The sequence below is a fragment of the Hydrogenophaga sp. genome (assembly GCF_031426985.1).
GTDB lineage: Bacteria > Pseudomonadota > Gammaproteobacteria > Burkholderiales > Burkholderiaceae_C > Hydrogenophaga.
In genome coordinates, this window is the sequence record NZ_JASJOY010000070.1 from 31,694 (window position 1) to 47,171 (window position 15,478).

Annotated in this window: 15 protein-coding genes; 2 read left to right on the plus strand and 13 right to left on the minus strand. The window is 69.8% G+C overall.

Features of this window, described 5'->3' with window-relative positions; translation table 11 throughout:
• Positions 1-21: 21 nt before the first annotated feature.
• The 3 genes from RMP09_RS09540 to RMP09_RS09550 are packed head-to-tail and all read right to left on the minus strand — an operon-like array spanning position 22 to position 3,735.
• Positions 22-1,929, minus strand: a complete 1,908-nt coding sequence (locus RMP09_RS09540; protein WP_310565745.1) for an alkyl/aryl-sulfatase — start codon at positions 1,927-1,929, stop codon at positions 22-24.
• Between the two features lie 19 nt (positions 1,930-1,948).
• Positions 1,949-2,935: a tripartite tricarboxylate transporter substrate binding protein gene (locus RMP09_RS09545; RefSeq protein WP_310565746.1), complete on the minus strand. Its 987-nt coding sequence runs from the start codon at positions 2,933-2,935 to the stop codon at positions 1,949-1,951.
• 35 nt (positions 2,936-2,970) lie between these two features.
• Positions 2,971-3,735, minus strand: coding sequence for a glucose 1-dehydrogenase (locus RMP09_RS09550; RefSeq protein ID WP_310565747.1), 765 nt, complete (start codon positions 3,733-3,735; stop codon positions 2,971-2,973).
• 77 nt (positions 3,736-3,812) lie between these two features.
• Here RMP09_RS09550 and RMP09_RS09555 point away from each other — a divergent pair, with 77 nt between their 5' ends.
• Positions 3,813-4,340, plus strand: a complete 528-nt coding sequence (locus RMP09_RS09555; protein ID WP_310565748.1) for a nuclear transport factor 2 family protein — start codon at positions 3,813-3,815, stop codon at positions 4,338-4,340.
• A gap of 14 nt (positions 4,341-4,354) precedes the next feature.
• On the opposite strand, the gene RMP09_RS09560 is transcribed toward RMP09_RS09555, so the two are convergent.
• The 10 genes from RMP09_RS09560 to RMP09_RS09605 are packed head-to-tail and all read right to left on the minus strand — an operon-like array spanning position 4,355 to position 14,036.
• A complete protein-coding gene (locus RMP09_RS09560; RefSeq protein ID WP_310565749.1) occupies positions 4,355-5,170 on the minus strand; it encodes an SDR family oxidoreductase in 816 nt (271 codons plus the stop codon).
• A complete protein-coding gene (locus RMP09_RS09565; RefSeq protein ID WP_310565750.1) occupies positions 5,167-5,928 on the minus strand; it encodes a glucose 1-dehydrogenase in 762 nt (253 codons plus the stop codon). Before RMP09_RS09565 ends, RMP09_RS09560 begins: the two co-directional genes overlap by 4 nt.
• Entirely contained in the window at positions 5,925-6,881 is a 957-nt protein-coding gene (locus RMP09_RS09570) for a branched-chain amino acid ABC transporter permease (protein WP_310565751.1), read from the minus strand. The genes RMP09_RS09565 and RMP09_RS09570 overlap by 4 nt, the downstream gene beginning before the upstream one ends.
• A complete protein-coding gene (locus RMP09_RS09575; RefSeq protein WP_310565752.1) occupies positions 6,881-7,762 on the minus strand; it encodes a branched-chain amino acid ABC transporter permease in 882 nt (293 codons plus the stop codon). The genes RMP09_RS09570 and RMP09_RS09575 overlap by 1 nt, the downstream gene beginning before the upstream one ends.
• Positions 7,763-7,769: 7 nt before the next feature.
• Positions 7,770-8,474, minus strand: a complete 705-nt coding sequence (locus RMP09_RS09580) for an ABC transporter ATP-binding protein (protein WP_310565753.1) — start codon at positions 8,472-8,474, stop codon at positions 7,770-7,772.
• On the minus strand, positions 8,467-9,228 hold the full coding sequence (locus RMP09_RS09585; RefSeq protein WP_310565754.1) for an ABC transporter ATP-binding protein: 762 nt from the start codon (positions 9,226-9,228) through the stop codon (positions 8,467-8,469). Before RMP09_RS09585 ends, RMP09_RS09580 begins: the two co-directional genes overlap by 8 nt.
• Positions 9,225-10,109 carry an SMP-30/gluconolactonase/LRE family protein gene (locus RMP09_RS09590; RefSeq protein WP_310565755.1) on the minus strand — a complete coding sequence of 295 codons (885 nt, stop codon included), beginning with the start codon at positions 10,107-10,109 and terminating at the stop codon, positions 9,225-9,227. The genes RMP09_RS09585 and RMP09_RS09590 overlap by 4 nt, the downstream gene beginning before the upstream one ends.
• A gap of 34 nt (positions 10,110-10,143) precedes the next feature.
• A complete protein-coding gene (locus tag RMP09_RS09595) occupies positions 10,144-11,376 on the minus strand; it encodes an ABC transporter substrate-binding protein (RefSeq protein WP_310565756.1) in 1,233 nt (410 codons plus the stop codon).
• 31 nt (positions 11,377-11,407) lie between these two features.
• Complete coding sequence (locus RMP09_RS09600) at positions 11,408-13,051, minus strand: long-chain-fatty-acid--CoA ligase (protein WP_310565757.1); 1,644 nt, start codon at positions 13,049-13,051, stop codon at positions 11,408-11,410.
• Positions 13,052-13,064: 13 nt separating this feature from the next.
• On the minus strand, positions 13,065-14,036 hold the full coding sequence (locus tag RMP09_RS09605; protein ID WP_310565758.1) for a Bug family tripartite tricarboxylate transporter substrate binding protein: 972 nt from the start codon (positions 14,034-14,036) through the stop codon (positions 13,065-13,067).
• A 253-nt stretch (positions 14,037-14,289) separates the two neighbouring features.
• On the opposite strand from RMP09_RS09605, the gene RMP09_RS09610 reads away from it, so the two are divergent.
• On the plus strand, positions 14,290-15,471 hold the full coding sequence (locus RMP09_RS09610) for an acyl-CoA dehydrogenase family protein (protein ID WP_310565759.1): 1,182 nt from the start codon (positions 14,290-14,292) through the stop codon (positions 15,469-15,471).
• The last annotated feature ends 7 nt before the right edge of the window (positions 15,472-15,478 follow it).

A 15,478-nucleotide genomic window follows, 5' to 3' on the forward strand; every position in this document is an offset into this window, starting at 1 on the left:
AACGCGGGGCGGGAGGGCCGCTCAGGGTTCGATGATGGGAAACATCGGATGGAATTCGTCCAGCGTCTCGATCAGTGCCCGCAGCGCCTGCGGGTCGCCTTCGGTGCGCAGGCGGCCGTCGCCCAGTGCGGTGGCCAGCGCGGTGCGCCCGGATGAAACCGCCGCCAGTTCTTGGCGGGTGGTGCGCACCACCACGTCGGCCGGCTCGCTGTGGCGGCCCGGCCGGTGGACCAGGGCGCCGTTGGACAGCGTGATGCGTTGTGCCTGCGGCGCGGTGGGGTCTTCCAGCAACCAGTCGATGCGCACAGCCAGGGTCTGGGCGCGGGGACCGTTGAGCCGGATGGCGAGGTAGTCGAGAAAACTGTCCAGCGGCAGGATGGCCAGCACATCGGGGCTGATGGGCAGGTTCACCGGCGGGCCCGCGTCGCCGGCGGCGGCCCGCAGTTCCCGGGCACCGAGCAGGTAGGCGTTGCGCCAGGTGGCCGATTCGGCCTGGTAGCCCAGCTGCTCCATGGCGTCGGCGCACAGCTGGCGTGCGGGCCGGTGGCCCGGCTCGGCGAACACCACCTGGTTGAGCACCTCGACGACCCAGCGGAAATCGCCGGCCTCGAAGTCGGCCCGCGCGCGCGCCAGCACGGCGTCTGCGCCGCCCATGTACTGCACGTACTTGCGCGCCGCGGGAACCGGGGGCAGCCGGTCCAGGTGCGCCGGATTGCCTTCGTAGGGCCCCAGGTAGTGCGCGTAGATGGCGTGCACGTTGTGGGTGACCGCGCCGTAGTAGCCGCGCGCAAACCACTGGCCAGACAGGGCGTTGGGCAGCATGAGCTCGGCCGCGATCTCGGTCGGGGTGAGGCCGTGGCTCATCAGGCGCAGGGTCTGGTCGTGCAGGTAGCGGTAGAGGTCGCGCTGGCCCGCCACGTAGTCGGCGATGCGCCGCGGCTGCGCCGGGGTGTTCCACACCGGCCAGTGGTGCTGCACCACCAGCACATCGGCCTGTGGCACGAACGTGTCCAGCGCGTCGTCCAGGTACTTGGACCAGGCCAGCGCATCCCGTGTCTTGGCGCCGCGCAGGGGGCACAGGTTGTGCATGGTGTGGCAGGCGTTCTCGGCCAGGTTGAGCGCGCGCAGACCCGGGAAGTGCAGGTTCATGTCGGCCGGCGCTTCGGTGCCCGGGGTGAGCTGGAACACGACCTCGACGCCGTCGATGAGGTGCCGCTCCAGGGGCTCGCGCACCAGGTGCGTCGGCGCGATGAAGCCGTCGTGGCCGCTGCCCACCGCCTTGCCCAGGCCGCTGTCGACGTGGGCCATAGGGCCGGGCGGCAGGCCCCAGCCGAACTGGAACATGGCGCGCCGGCGCATGGGCACGCCGGCGAGCATGGACTCGGAGAACGACTCTTCGGTGAACCCATGGGGCGCCCAGACCGGCACCCCGCGGGCGAGATCGTCCGGCCCGATCACCCCCCGCACGCCGCCGTAGTGGTCGCGGTGGCTGTGGGTGTAGACCACGGCGCTGACCGGGCGGTCGCCCCGGTGCGCCCGGTACAGCGCCAGCGCCGCGCGCGCGTGCTCGGTGAACTGCAGGGGGTCGATCACGATCACGCCCTGCGCGCCCTCGATGAAGGTCACGTTGGCGAGCGAGAAGCCGCGCACCTGGTAGATGCGCGCGGTGACCTCGAACAGCCCGTGCGTGTGGTTGAGCTGCGCCATGCGCCACAGGCTGGGATTGACGGTGTCGGGCGCCTCCCCGCGCAGGAAACCGTAGGGACGCTGGCTCCAGGCCACACCGCCGCCGTCGTGTTCGATGTGCGCATCGGGCAACGTCGCGATGAAGCCGCGCTGTGCATCGTCGAAGTCGCGCCGGTCCGAGAAGTCCAGTGCGCTGCGGGTGCGCTCGTGTGCGGCCAGGGTGGCGGCGTGTGCGGGGTTCATGCGGGAGCGGTCTCGCGGGTCACTGGGGGGTGAGGTGGATGACCTTGGCCAGACCTTGCCAGCGCTGGATGTCGGCCTTGACGATCGAGGCGAATTCGGCGGCGCTGCGCGCGGGCGGGATGGTCAGGTTCTGCGCCGTGAACCGCTGGCGCAGATCCTCGGTGGCCAGCGCCTTGTTGATCTCCTCGTTCATGCGCTGGACGATCGCAGGCGGTGTGCCGCCCGGTGCAAACACGCCAAACCAGCCCTCGGCGTCGAACTTGTAGCCCTGTTCGGCCAGCGTGGGCACATCGGGCAGGCCCGGTCCGCGCGCCGCCCCGGTCGCGCCCAGGGCCACCAGCTTGCCGCTGCGGATGTGCGGCAAGGGCGAAGCCACGTCGGTGAAGGCGACGTCGAGACTGCCCGAGAGCAGGTCCACGATCTCGCTGGCCGTGCTCTTGTACGGGATGTGCGTGATGAACACCCCGTTCTCTTTCTTGATCCCTTCCATCACCAGATGCCCGGTGGAACCATTGCCCCAGGAGCCGTAGCTGAGCTTGCCCGGATGGGTTTTGGCGAACTGCACCAGATCGCGCAGGTTCTTCAGGCCGGTGGCGGGGTTGGCCACCAGCACGATGCCACCGGTGCCCATCTGCGTCACCGGCACCAGCTCCTTCTCCGTGTCATAGGGCATCTTGGCGACCATCAGCGGGTTGATGGCGATCGACGACGAGGCGGTGAACAGGAAGGTGTGGCCGTCGCCCGCGGCCTTGGCCACGGCCCCGTTGCCGATCATGCCGTTGGCCCCGGGCTTGTTCTCCACGACGACGGGCTGCTTCAGGCTGCTCTGCACCTTGTCCGCGATCATGCGGGTGAACACGTCCATGCCGCCGCCCGCCGGGCCGGCCACCACGTAGCGGATCGGGCGGTCGGGCCAGTTGCCCGGTGTCTGTGCCGCCGCCACGCCGGCCAGGCCGAGCAGTGCCGTGCCGATCAGGCTTCGGCGGCTCAATGTGTTGCGTTTCATGGTGGGTCTCCTGGGGTGTTGGAAGTGGATCAGGCTCAAAGAACGGCCCGGGTGGCGCCGCCGTCCACCAGCAAGGATTCGCCGGTGACCCAGGCGCTGTCGTCGCTGGCCAGGTAGAGCGTGGCCGACGCCACGTCGTCCACCTCACCCAGCCGGCCCAGCGGCGTGCGCGCCAGGCGCTGGGCGGCCATGGCGGGGTCGACGTTGATGCGCACGCCCTCGGTCTGGATGGAGCCCGGGCAGACCGCGTTGACGCGCACGCGCTGAGCGCCCAGCTCCACCGCCGACGCGCGCGTCAAGCCGAGCACCCCGGCCTTGATGCCGGCGTACACCATGGCGTTGGGCATGCCCAGGAAGGCGGCGGCCGAGGCGATGTTGACGATCGAGCCCCCGCCGTTGCGCGCCATCACCGGCGCCGCGCACTGGATGCCCCAGACAACCGAGTCGAAGCCGGTCGCGGTCATGCGCTGCAGCATCTCGGGGGTGATGTCGGCGATGGGCGTGTAGCGCACCCAGATCGCGTTGCTCACCAGCACATCCAGCCGGCCGTGCCGGGCGTCCAGTGCCGCCACCGCGTTGGCAATGGTGGCGCGGTCGGCCACGTTGCCGGCAAACGCCTCCACACGGGCGCCGGCGATTTGCGCGCGCACCTCGGCGGCCGCGGCCTCGGCCCGCTCGGGCTTGAGGTCCAGCATGCCGACGATGGCGCCTTCGGCCACGAAGCGCTCCGCGATCGCACGGCCGATGCCCTGCGCGGCGCCCGTCACCAACGCTACTTTGCCCTGTAGTTTTCCGCTCATATCTTCGTTACCCTCGGTTGACTGATGACGCCGGCGCCCCGGATGGGCACCGATCTTGTGAACTGCACGGACCGACCATGACCCACGAAACCGACCTGACGAAGCTGCTCGACCGCGAAGCCATCCGCGAGGCCGTGTTCGGCTACTGCCGGGGCATCGACCGGCTCGACGAGGCAGCGCTGCGCGCCAGCTACTGGCCCGACGCGACCGACAGCCATGGGGCCTACAAGGGCAGCGCCAGCGGTTTCATCGACATCGCCTTGCCCAAGCTGCGCGAGAGCGGTCGCATGATCCACCACGTCGGCAACCTGTCGATCGAACTGCGCGGCACCCAGGCGGCGGTGGAGACCTACTTCCTGGCCTGGCAGCGCGACCGCGCGGCCGACGGCGGCGAACACGAAACCTTCCTGGCGGGGCGCTACGTCGACCGCTTCGAAAAGCGCGGCAGCGAATGGCGCGTGGCGGCCCGGGTGGTGGTGTACGACTGGGTGCAGCCACTGGGCACGGCGCCGGTGGCGCCCGAGGCCGAACGCTTCGGTCTGCGCACCCCCATCGGGGCCCGCATGCCGGACGATCCCTGGTACGCCCTGCTGGCTTCGCTCTGATGCCATGGTCCGCCTCACGCGCCTTGCCAGGCGGGCTGGGTGAGTGACGGCATCAGGGTGCTCGTCAGGCCGCCATCGACCACCAGGTCGTGGCCGTGGATGTAGCCGGCGTCCGGCCCGACCAGCAGCGAGAGCGCCGCGGCCATGTCGTCGGCCTGTGCGAGGCGGCGCAGGGGGATGTGGGCCTCCCGCTGCGCCCGGGCGCCGGCGCGCTCGTAGGCCGCTGCCGTGCCCGGTGTGACCGTGAGCCCGGGCGACAGGGCGTTGACCCGGATGCCGTCGGGCCCCCATTCGACCGCCATCTGCTTCATCAGCATGAGCTGCGCCGCCTTGCTCGGGCTGTAGGCCGCCAGCGGCGGCGTGGCGTGGCTGCCCGAGACGCTGGTGGTCAGCACCAGGCAGCCGCGCGCCGCGGCCAGTTGCCGGTGGGCCGCGCGGCCGAGCAGCCAGGCGGCGCGCACATGCACCGCGAAGACGCGGTCCCAGTCGTCCACCGATGCGTCCAGCAGCGGCGCTGCAATGGCCATGCCGGCGTTGCTGGCCACGCAGTCCAGGCCCGTGAAGTGGCTGGCCGCGGCGACGATGCGCGCCGGCTCTCCGGGGTCGCTGAGGTCGCCGGCACACACCAAGACCTCGGCGCCACCGGCGCGCAGTTCGCTGGCGAGGGCTTCGAGTTCTCCGGCGTGCTGGTCGGCCAGCACCAGCTGGGCGGGCCGGCCGCGCCAGCGCAGGGCGTCGGCGGCCAGCCGCACCGCCATCGCGCGGCCAATGCCGCGCGCGGCGCCGGTGACGATGGCGCGCAGTGCTGTCGGTGATGCCGGCGTCGTCATGTCGCCAGAAAGCCGCCGTCGACGGGCAGCGTGATGCCGTTGATGTAACTCGCCAGGGGCGAGGCCAGGAAGGCGATGGCGGCGGCCACTTCGTCGGCCTGTCCCAGACGGCCGGCGGGCGTGCGCTTGAGGAAGCCGGCCAGCCGCGCCGGGTCGGACCGGGTGGCTTCCGTCATGGGGGTTTCGATCACGCCGGGCGCGACCGCGTTGACGCGCACGCCGTCGGCGCCCAGGTCGACCGCCAGCGTCTGCGTCATCATGTGCAGCGCGGCCTTCGACGCGGAGTAACCCGCGCAGTTGGCCTGGGCCGAGAACGCCGCCCCCGACGCCACGTTGACCACGCAACCGCGCGTGCGCCGCAGCGCCGGCAGGAAGGCGCGGACCATCGCAAAGGCGCCGTGCAGGTTCACGTCCATCACGCGGTGCACGATGGCTTCGGCGTCCGGATCGTCGATGCCGCGCCGCACCAGCAGGCCGGCGTTGTTGACCAGGATCGCCGCGTCCCCGTGCTCGGCGCCGACCTTTTCGGCCAGCGCACGCACGGCCACCGGGTCGGTCACGTCCAGCGCATGGGCCCAGGCCTGCAGCCCCTGTGCCTGCAGCGCGTCGGCCACCTGCCGGGCGGCGGCACCGTCCCGGTCGGTCACCACCACGCGCGCACCCTGGTGCGCCAGGGCGCGGGCCGCCGCGGCACCGATGCCGCTGCCGGCACCGGTGACCACCGCCAGCCGGTCTTGAAACACCAGTGCCAGGTTCATGTCGTTGCTCCCGAAGCCTGCGCCTGGCGGCGCTGCCGCCAGGCCTTCCATTCGCCCACGACGCCGCGCCGGAACACCAGCACCACGACGATGAACACCAGCCCTTGCAGCATGAGCACCACCTCGGCAAACGAGGCGAAGTAGTTCTGCATCGCCACCACCACGATGGCGCCCACCAGGGGGCCGGCCAGCGTGTTCACGCCGCCCACAATCACCATCAGCAGGGCTTCGCCCGAGGTCGTCCAGCTCACGTCGGTGAGCGTGGCGATCTGGAACACCAGCGCCTTGAGGGCACCGGCCAGGCCGGCCAGTGACGCCGACAGCACATAGGCCGCCAGCTTGTAGTGGTTGACGCGGTAGCCCAGCGACACCGCGCGGGGCTCGCTGTCGCGGATGGCCGCCAGCACATGGCCGAACGGCGAGTGGACCGTGCGGTAGATCAGCCAGAAGCCCAGGCCGACGGCGACCAGCACCACGTAGTACATCGTCAGGTCGCTGTCCAGCGGCAGCAGCCCCAGCAGCCGGCCCCGCGGCACCTCCTGGATGCCGTCTTCACCGCCCGTGAAGGGCGCGCGCAGGGCGATGAAATACACCAGCTGCGCAATCGCCAGCGTGATCATCGAGAACGCGGTGCCCAGGCGGCGGATGGCCAGCAGACCACCGACCAGCCCGATGAAGGCCGCGCTGGCGCTGCCCACCAGAACCCCCATGAGGGGATCGAGCGACCAGACCTTGACCGCGTGGGCGGTGACGTAGGCCGCCGAGCCGAAAAACATGGCATGGCCAAACGACAGCAGCCCCACGTGACCGACCAGCAGGTTCAGCGATGCGGCCAGCAAGGCCCAGCACAGCAGCTTCATCAGGAAGACCGGGTAGGCCACGAACGGTGCCGCGACCAGGGCCACGACGGCGACCAGCAGGAGGCCGATGGAAAGGGGACGAGTGGCCGACATCACAGATCTCCCCGGCCGAACAGGCCCGCCGGCTTGAAGGCCAGCACCAGCAACATGACGACAAACACGACGATGCCCGCGTAATCGGGCGCCAGCAGGCGCGTGAGCCCTTCCACCACCCCCAGCCCGAAGCCGGCGACGATGGCGCCGATGATGGAACCCATGCCGCCGATCACGACCACCGCGAACACCACGACGATCAGGTTGCTGCCCATCAGCGGGTTGACCTGGTAGATCGGGGCGGCCATCACGCCGCCCAGGCCGGCCAGGCCCACACCCAGACCGTAGGTGAGGGTCAGCAGCAGCGGCACGCGGATGCCGAAGCTGCGCACCAGTTGCGGGTTTTCGTGCGCGGCGCGCAGGTAGGCGCCAAAGCGGGTGCGCTCGACAAACCACCAGGTGGCCATGCAGACCACCAGGGAGGCGACGATCACCCACACGCGGTAGGCGGGCAGGTAGGCAAAAGGCAGGCGGATGCCGCCTTCCAGCGGGCTGGCGTAGGGTTGTCCGGTGGCGCCGAATTTCAGCCGGAACGCGCCCTCCAGGAGCAGCGCCATGCCAAAGGTGAGCAGCAGGGCGTACACCGGGTCCAGCCCGTGCAGGCGGCGCAGCATGGTGCGCTCGATCAGCATGCCCAGGCAGGCCGTGACCAGGGGCACGATCAGCAGCGCCCACCAGTAGCCCAGGCCCAGGTACTCCAGCATGGCCCAGGCGATGAAGGCGCCCAGCATGTACTGCGCACCGTGCGCGAAGTTCACGATGTGCAGCAGGCCGAAGATGATGGCCAGGCCCAGGCTGAGCAGGGCGTAGAAGGAGCCGTTGATCAGGCCGACCATCAGCTGGCCGACGATGGCGGCGGGGGGGATGTCGAAGAGGTTCATCGTGTGCTCAGACGCCCAGCAGGGATTCGATGCGGGCGGTGTCGTTGGCCAGGGCGTGGCGATCGCCCGACTCCACCACGCAGCCTTCGTCGATCACGTAGAAGCGGTCGGCCAGGCGGGATGCGAAACGGAAGTTCTGCTCCACCATCAGGATGGTGAAGCCGCGAGCCTGCAGCTGGGTGATGGTGCGCCCGATGGCTTCCACAATCACCGGCGCCAGGCCCTCGGTGGGTTCGTCCAGCAGCAGCAGCTTGGCGCCGGTGCGCAGGATGCGGGCGATCGCCAGCATCTGCTGTTCGCCGCCGGACAGCTTGGACCCGCCGCTGGCGCGCCGGGCCTTGAGGTTGGGGAACAGGTCGTAGATCTCGTCCACGCTCAGGCCGCCGGGGGCCAGCACCGGGGGCAGCAGCAGGTTTTCTTCCACCGAGAGGCTGGCGAAGATGCCGCGTTCCTCCGGGCAGTAGGCGACGCCCAGTCGGGCCACCTTCTCGGGCACGAGGCCGAGTGCGCTGCGGCCGCCAATGTGCACCTGGCCACGGTGGCGCGCCAGCAGGCCCATGATGGCGCGCAGGGTGGTGGTCTTGCCCGCGCCGTTGCGGCCGAGCAGGCACACCACCTCGCCGGCATGGACCTCCAGGTCGATGCGCTGCAGCGACTGCGTCTCGCCGTACCAGGCTGCGAGGTCCTGGACGCGCAGCAGGGGTTCAGACATGGGCGCCTCCCACATAGGCTTCGAGCACGCGGGGGTCCCGCGAGACCTGCTCGTACGGTCCTTCGGCCAGCACTTCGCCCGCCTGCAGCACCGTGATGCAGTCGCACAGATCGGCCACCACTTTCATGTTGTGTTCCACCATCAGCACGGTGCAGCGCTTGGCCACATCGGCGATGAGCTGTGTCACGGGGCCGATGTCTTCGTGGCCCAGGCCCGCCATGGGTTCGTCCAGGAGCACCAGGCTGGGCTCCAGCGCCAGGGTGGTGGCCAGCTCCAGGGCGCGCTTGCGGCCATAGGGCAGGTCGGCCGCGGTGTGGCCGCTCCAGCGGGTCAGGCCGACCGATTCCAGCAATTCACCGGCGCGGGCGCTGAAGCGGTCCAGGGCGCGGGCCGATTGCCAGAAAGCGAAGCTGCCGCCTTCGCGCGCCAGCAGGGCCACGCGCACGTTGTCCAGCACCGAGAGCTGGCGGAACACGGCCGAGATCTGGAACGAGCGCACCAGGCCGAGCTTGGCGACGCTGGCCGCGTCCAGCGGCGTGATGTCGCGGCCGTTGAAGACGATGCGCCCGGACGTGACCGGCAGGAAGCGCGTGAGCAGGTTGAAGCAGGTCGTCTTGCCGGCGCCGTTGGGGCCGATCAGCGCGTGCACCGTGCCGCGCCGGACCTTCAGGTTCACGCCTTTGACCGCATGAAAGCCGCGGAAGGACTTGCCAAGATCGGTGGCTTCGAGGATGAGATCGGAGGGAGGGCTCATGGGAGGGATCGGTAGGGCGTTTCGGGCAGGCCGCGCACACCCAGGCCACGGAGTTCCACCAGGGCGCCGGCGGCGGGGGCATCGCTTTTGAGCACGTTGCCGCTGTCGCGGATGCTGGTGACGAAAAGGGTCTCGAACGACGGCCCGCCAAAGGCCGGACAGGTGGGGTAGGGCACCGGCAGGTCCAGGGAGCGCAACAGACGACCGTCGGGCGCGAAGCACGCCAGCCGGGCGACCATGACCAGCGCCACCCAGACGCCGCCCTCGGCATCGACGGTGGCGCCGTCGGGGCCGGAGCCCAGGGCCCGCGTGTCGGCGAACACGCGGGCGTTCGAGAGGCGACCGTCGACGGCATAGTCCCAGGCGCGGATGACGCCCGCCAGGCTGTCGGCGAAGTACATCGTGCGCCCGTCGGGGCTGAAGCAGATCGCGTTGGACACCGCGATGCCGCCGTCGATCAGCGTGGTGACGCGGCCATCGTGTTCCAGCCGGTACAGCGATCCTTCGGGGTCGCGCCGGTGCAGCACCATGGAGCCGCAGACGAAGCGGCCCTCGCGGTCGCAGCGGCCGTCGTTGAGCCGCATCGGCGGCCGTGGGTGCCGCACCGTGGCCAGCGTGGTCAGCCCGCCCCCGGCGAGGTCCAGCGTCGCGAACCCGTCGCTCAGCGCCAGCAGCAGGCGGCCGGGGCCGGCCAGTGCGATCGATCCCACGTCCTGCGGCGTGGACCACGACCGCACCGTGCCGTCGCCCGCGGGCCACCACCGGTGCACCTGCCGGCCGCTCGTGTCCACCCAGTACAGGGCTTGCTCGTGCGCGTCCCACAGCGGGCTTTCACCCAGCAGGTCGCGCACAGGCAGGGGCAGGTGCTGGGTGGGGGCCACGGTCGGTCCGTCGAGGTTCGGTGGATCGGGGTGATCACTTCTTGACGAAGTCGCAGCCGCCTTCGGCCAGCGGGCGGTACATCTGCTCGGGCGAGAGCTCGCCGACCACGTCGTAGTAGTCGTACTTGTTCTTCACCTGGCCCGCGGTCTTCACCTTCACCGCATAGAGCGGGCGCATCACCTGGCCGTCCTCGCGGATCATCACGTTCTTGCCCGTCATGTCGTTGATGGGCGTGCCCTTCATCTTCGCCACGACGGCGGGGCCGGCGTCGGTGCCGGTGGCCTGCACGGCCTTCAGGTAGTGCGTCACGGCGCTGTAGGTCGCGCCCATGTTGTAGGTCGGCGGCAGGTTGTTGTAGCGCGGCATGAAACGCTGCGCCCACTTGCGCGAATCCTCGGTGCGGTCCCAGTACCAGGGATCGACGAAGCTCAGGCCCTGCGCCACGTCCAGGCCCATGCCGGTGACGCTGTTGATCGCCATGCCGAACACCGACACCACCTGGCCGCCCTGGGCGATCTTGAACTCCGCCGCCTGCTTGAGCGCATTGGTGGTATCCAGTCCGCCGTTGAGCACCACGATGGCCTTGGCGCCGCTGCTCTGTGCCTGCAGCAGATAGGACGAGAAGTCGGTGGCGCCCAGCGGGTGCTTGACCGAGCCGACCACCTTGCCACCGCCGGCCTCGACGAACTTGGTCGCGGCGGCCTGGAAGGCGGCACCGAAGGCGTAGTCGACGGTGATGAAGTAGAAGGTCTTGATGCCCTGGTTGAGCAGCATCTGCACGCCCGCACGCGGGTAGGTGTAGGTGTCGATCAGGAACTGCATGGACATCGGCGAGCAGCTCTTGCCGGTGAGCTGGTCCGACACCGAGCCGGCGATCAGGTAGGGCTTCTGCTTTTCCTTCATCAGACTGGAGACGCCCAGCGCGATGGACGAGGCGGAGCCGCCGACGATGGTGTCGACCTTGTCGACATCGAGCCACTTGCGCGCGGCGTTCAGGCCGACGTCGGGCTTGTTCTGGTCGTCGACCACCAGGATCTCGATGGCCTTGCCGTTGACCTTGCCGCCGAAGTCCTCGACCGCCAGGCGCGCGGCCAGGACCTGGCCGGGACCGCCGTTGCCGGAGTAGGGACCGGCCATGTCGGCCATCACGCCGATGCGGACCGTGTCGTCGGAAATCTGCGCCAGGGCCGGTGCAGCGGACGCCAGCGCCAGGGCAGCGAGGGCGGTGGTCCTGCGCAGCGCGCCGGGATAAATGCCTTGTGTCATCTCATGTCTCCTGTGGTGGTGTGGGGAAAAATCAAACGGTGTCGGTCGGCAGGCGGTGGTGCTGGAACTGTTCGCGCAGGTGGCGCTTCTGGAGCTTGCCGGTGGCGGTGTGGGGCAGGGCGTCCACGATCACCACGTCGTCGGGCTTGCACCAGGTGGCGACCTTGCCGTCGAACCAGCCCAGCAGCTCGTCGGGGCGCACCTGCGCGCCGGGCTTGAGGTGCACCAGCAGCAGCGGGCGCTCCTGCCAGCGGCGGTGGGCCACGCCGATCACGGCGGCCTCCTGCACGGCGGGGTGGCCCACGGCGATGTTCTCCAGCTCGATCGAGCTGATCCATTCGCCACCGGACTTGATGACGTCCTTGGCGCGGTCGGTGATCTGGATGAACCCGTCGCGGTCGATCGTGGCCACGTCGCCGGTGGAGAACCAGCCCTCGGTGTCGATCGCCGGCTCGGCCAGGCCGAAGTAGCCGGACGCCACCCAGGGCCCGCGGGCCCGGAGTTCGCCGAAGGCCACGCCGTCGTGCGGCAGCGGCTGGCCGGCGTCGTCGAAGATCTCGATCTCCACGCCAAAGAGGGGCCGGCCGGCCTTGCACTGCACGTCGTGGCGGGCCGCGCCCTGCAGGCCTTCGTGCTGGGCCAGCAGCCGGCCGACGGTGCCCATCGGGCTGGTTTCGCTCATGCCCCAGGCGTGGATGGCGAAGGCACCGAACAGCCGGTCGAACTTCTCGATCAGGGCGCGGGGGGCCGCTGCGCCGCCGATGACGACGCGGTCGAGGCGGACCTGCGACAGGTCGAGCTCGGCGCCGTGCCGTTCGATGTGGTCGAACAGGCCCAGCCACACCGTGGGCACCCCCATCGTGAAGTTGCAGCGTTCGTCGACCAGCAGGCGGAAGATCGCTTCGCCGCTGAGGTTGGAGCCGGGCAGCACCAGCTTGGCGCCGACCATGGCGCTGGTGTAGGGCACGCCCCAGGCGTTGACGTGAAACAGCGGCACCACCAGCAACACGCTGTCGCGCGCATTCAGGCCCAGGCCGTCGGCCGCGGCGGAGGCGAAGGCGTGCAGCACCGTCGAGCGGTGGCTGTAGAGCACCCCCTTGGGGTTGCCCGTGGTGCCCGAGGTGTAGCACAGCGAGGAGGCCTGGCGCTCGTCCAGGGACGGCCAGCGGAAGTCGGGCGCGGCGCGGTCCAGCAGGCTCTCGTAGTCCAGCACTTCGATGCCGTTGATCACCGGCCGCTGTGGCGCGTCGCACAGCGCCACCCAGTGGCGCACCTTGGGGCAGCGCGGCGCGAGCGACTTCACCAGGTCAACGAAGCCCAGGTCGAAGCACAGCACCTCGTCGCCGGCGTGGTCGATGATGTAGGCGATCTGGTCCAGGTGCAGGCGTGGGTTGACGGTGTGCAGCACCGCGCCCATGCCGGGCACGCCAAAGTACAGCTCCAGGTGGCGGTGGGTGTTCCAGGCCAGGGTGCCCACGCGGGTGGCGTCGCCCACGCCCAGCGCGGCCATGGCGTGGGCCAGGCGCTGCGCGCGGGCGCCGATCTCGCGCCAGCAACTGCGGTGCTGCGTGCCGTCGGGCAGCTGGGAGACGATCTCCCGGTCGCCGTGGTAGTTCGTCGCGTGCGTGAGCAGCGTCGAGATCAGCAGCGGGCGGTCTTGCATCAGGCCAAACATGGTGCTTCCTGGGTCAGTCGGGGCGGATGTTCTTCTCGCGGATCACCGGGCCCCAGGTGCTGAGCTGGCGCTGCAGGTGTTCCGAGAAGGCGGTCTGGCTCACCACGCGCGGTTCGACGCCGGTTTTCATGATGTCTTCGGGCATGTCCTTGCTGACCAGGGCCGCGTTGATGTCGGCGTGCAACCGGGCCTGCAGCGCGGGCGGGGCGGGGGCGGGCACGAAGACGCCGAACCAGCTGCCGGCGTCGAACCGGGCGAAGGAGGGGATGCCCGATTCGGCCACGGTGGGCAGGTCGGGCGCCAGCATCGAACGCTGTGCAGTGCTCACGGCCAGGGCCCTGAGCCGGCCCGTCTTCACATGCGCCAGCGCGCCGGTGGAGTCGAACATGGCCTGCACCTGGCCGCCCATCAGGTCGTTCAGGGCCGGGGCGTTGCCGCGGTAGGGCACGTGGGTGATGGGCACGCCGGCCGCGGCGCCGAACATCTCGGCCATCACATGCACGCTGGAGCCGTTGCCGCTGCTGGCGAAGGTCACGGGGTTGGCGCCGGCCGCGGCGCGTGCACGCATCCAGGCCACCAGCTCGCTCACGTTGCGGGCCGGCACCGAAGGGTGGACCAGCAGCACGCCGGTGGATTCGCCGATCAGGGACACCGGGGCCAGCGCCGACGGCGCGTAGGGCAGGTTCGGCAGCATCAGCTGGTTGCCCACGAAGCCGAAGCTGGTCACCAGCAGGGTGGCGCCGTCACCGGCCGCGCGTGCGACGGCGGCGGTGCCGATCACCGTGCCGCCGCCCGGGCGGTTGTCGACCACCACCGCGTTGCCCCAGGCCTCGCTCAGGCGCCGTGCCAGGGCCCGGGCCAGGGTGTCGGTCACGCCGCCGGCCGCGTAGGGCACGACCAGGGTCACGGTGGCCGCCGCCGCAGGCTGCTGCGCACCGCTGGTGGTGCTCAGCCCAAGCAGCCCCATGCCAGCGACCGCTTGCAAAATTTGTCGCCTCTTCAGGCAGATGTGATCGGCTGTTTTCATGTGATTTTCTGAAAATTTAACCACTCGGTAAGTGAGCGAATGCTAGGGCCCGTGGGGGCGCTTGGCAAGCGGGTTTATTTAGGGTTTTCCTTAGTTATATGGTGTGTTTCGGGGCTCTGTTGCTCCGCTTGTCGCCCGGCTGACAGCTTTTTGTGGGTGCGGGATAGTCCCTATTTGACGTGTTTACTAACCGGTCGGTAGAATTTTCGCCATGACCACCGAATCCCCTCTTTCCGACGCCGACTACGAAGCCTTCCGGCTCGAAGTCGAGGCGTTTGCCCAGTCCCAATGTCCGGCCGATCTGCGCGAGCGGGTGCGCAGCAACGCCAAGCTGGGTCGCGAGGACTACGCGGCCTGGCAGCGCATCCTGAACGCCCGGGGCTGGGCGGCGCCGGGCTGGCCCGAGGCCTTTGGCGGCACCGGTTGGGACATGCGTCAGCGCTACCTGTTCGAGCTGGTCATGGCCGAGCGCGACTGCCCGCCGCAGTACCACCACGGCCTGGGGCACATCGGCCCGGTGCTGCTGCACTTCGGCACGCCCGAGCAGCACGCGCGCTTCATCCCCGGCATCCTCGATGGCAGCGACTGGTGGTGCCAGGGCTATTCCGAGCCCGGCGCCGGCTCCGACTTGGCCGCGCTCAAGACCCGCGCCGTGCGCGAGGGCGACGAGTACGTGGTCACCGGTCAGAAGATCTGGACCTCGCACGCCCACGAGGCCGACTGGATGTACACCCTGGTGCGCACCAGCAGCGAGGGCCGCAAGCAGGAAGGCATCACGCTGCTGCTGATCCCGTTGAACAGCCCGGGCATCCGCATCCAGCCCATCCAGACCATCGACGCCTGGCACCACGTCAACGAGGTCTTCCTCGACGAGGTGCGCGTGCCCGTGGCCAACCGGCTGGGCGAGGAGGGCGGCGGCTGGAAATGCGCCAAATTCCTGCTCGATCGCGAACGCCTGGCGCCCGCCATCGTGGTGCGGCTGGAACGGCTGCTGCAGCAGGTGGCCGCCCAGGTGCAGGTCAGTCCGCACGGCACGGGCCCGTTCGCCGAGCGCCTGCTGCTGGCCGAGGCCGAGGTGCGCGCCGCACGCGAGCTGCTGCTCTCGGCCATTGACGACGAGATGAACGGCCGCCTGCGCGCGTCCAAGAGTTCGGCGCTCAAGCTGCACTGCTCCGAACTGGCGCAGCGCATCATCGGCATCGCCTTCGACGCGCTGGGCCCCCGCCGGGCCGCGCGCTTCGTGCCGCTGGCCGAAGACGGCGCACTGCAGGTGGCCGAAGACGACCAGAGCAACATGATCCACAACTACCTCTTCTACCGTTCGCGCACCATCGCCGGGGGGACGAGCGAGGTGCAGAAGAACGTGATCGCGCGCGAACTGTTCGGCGTTTGACACCAGG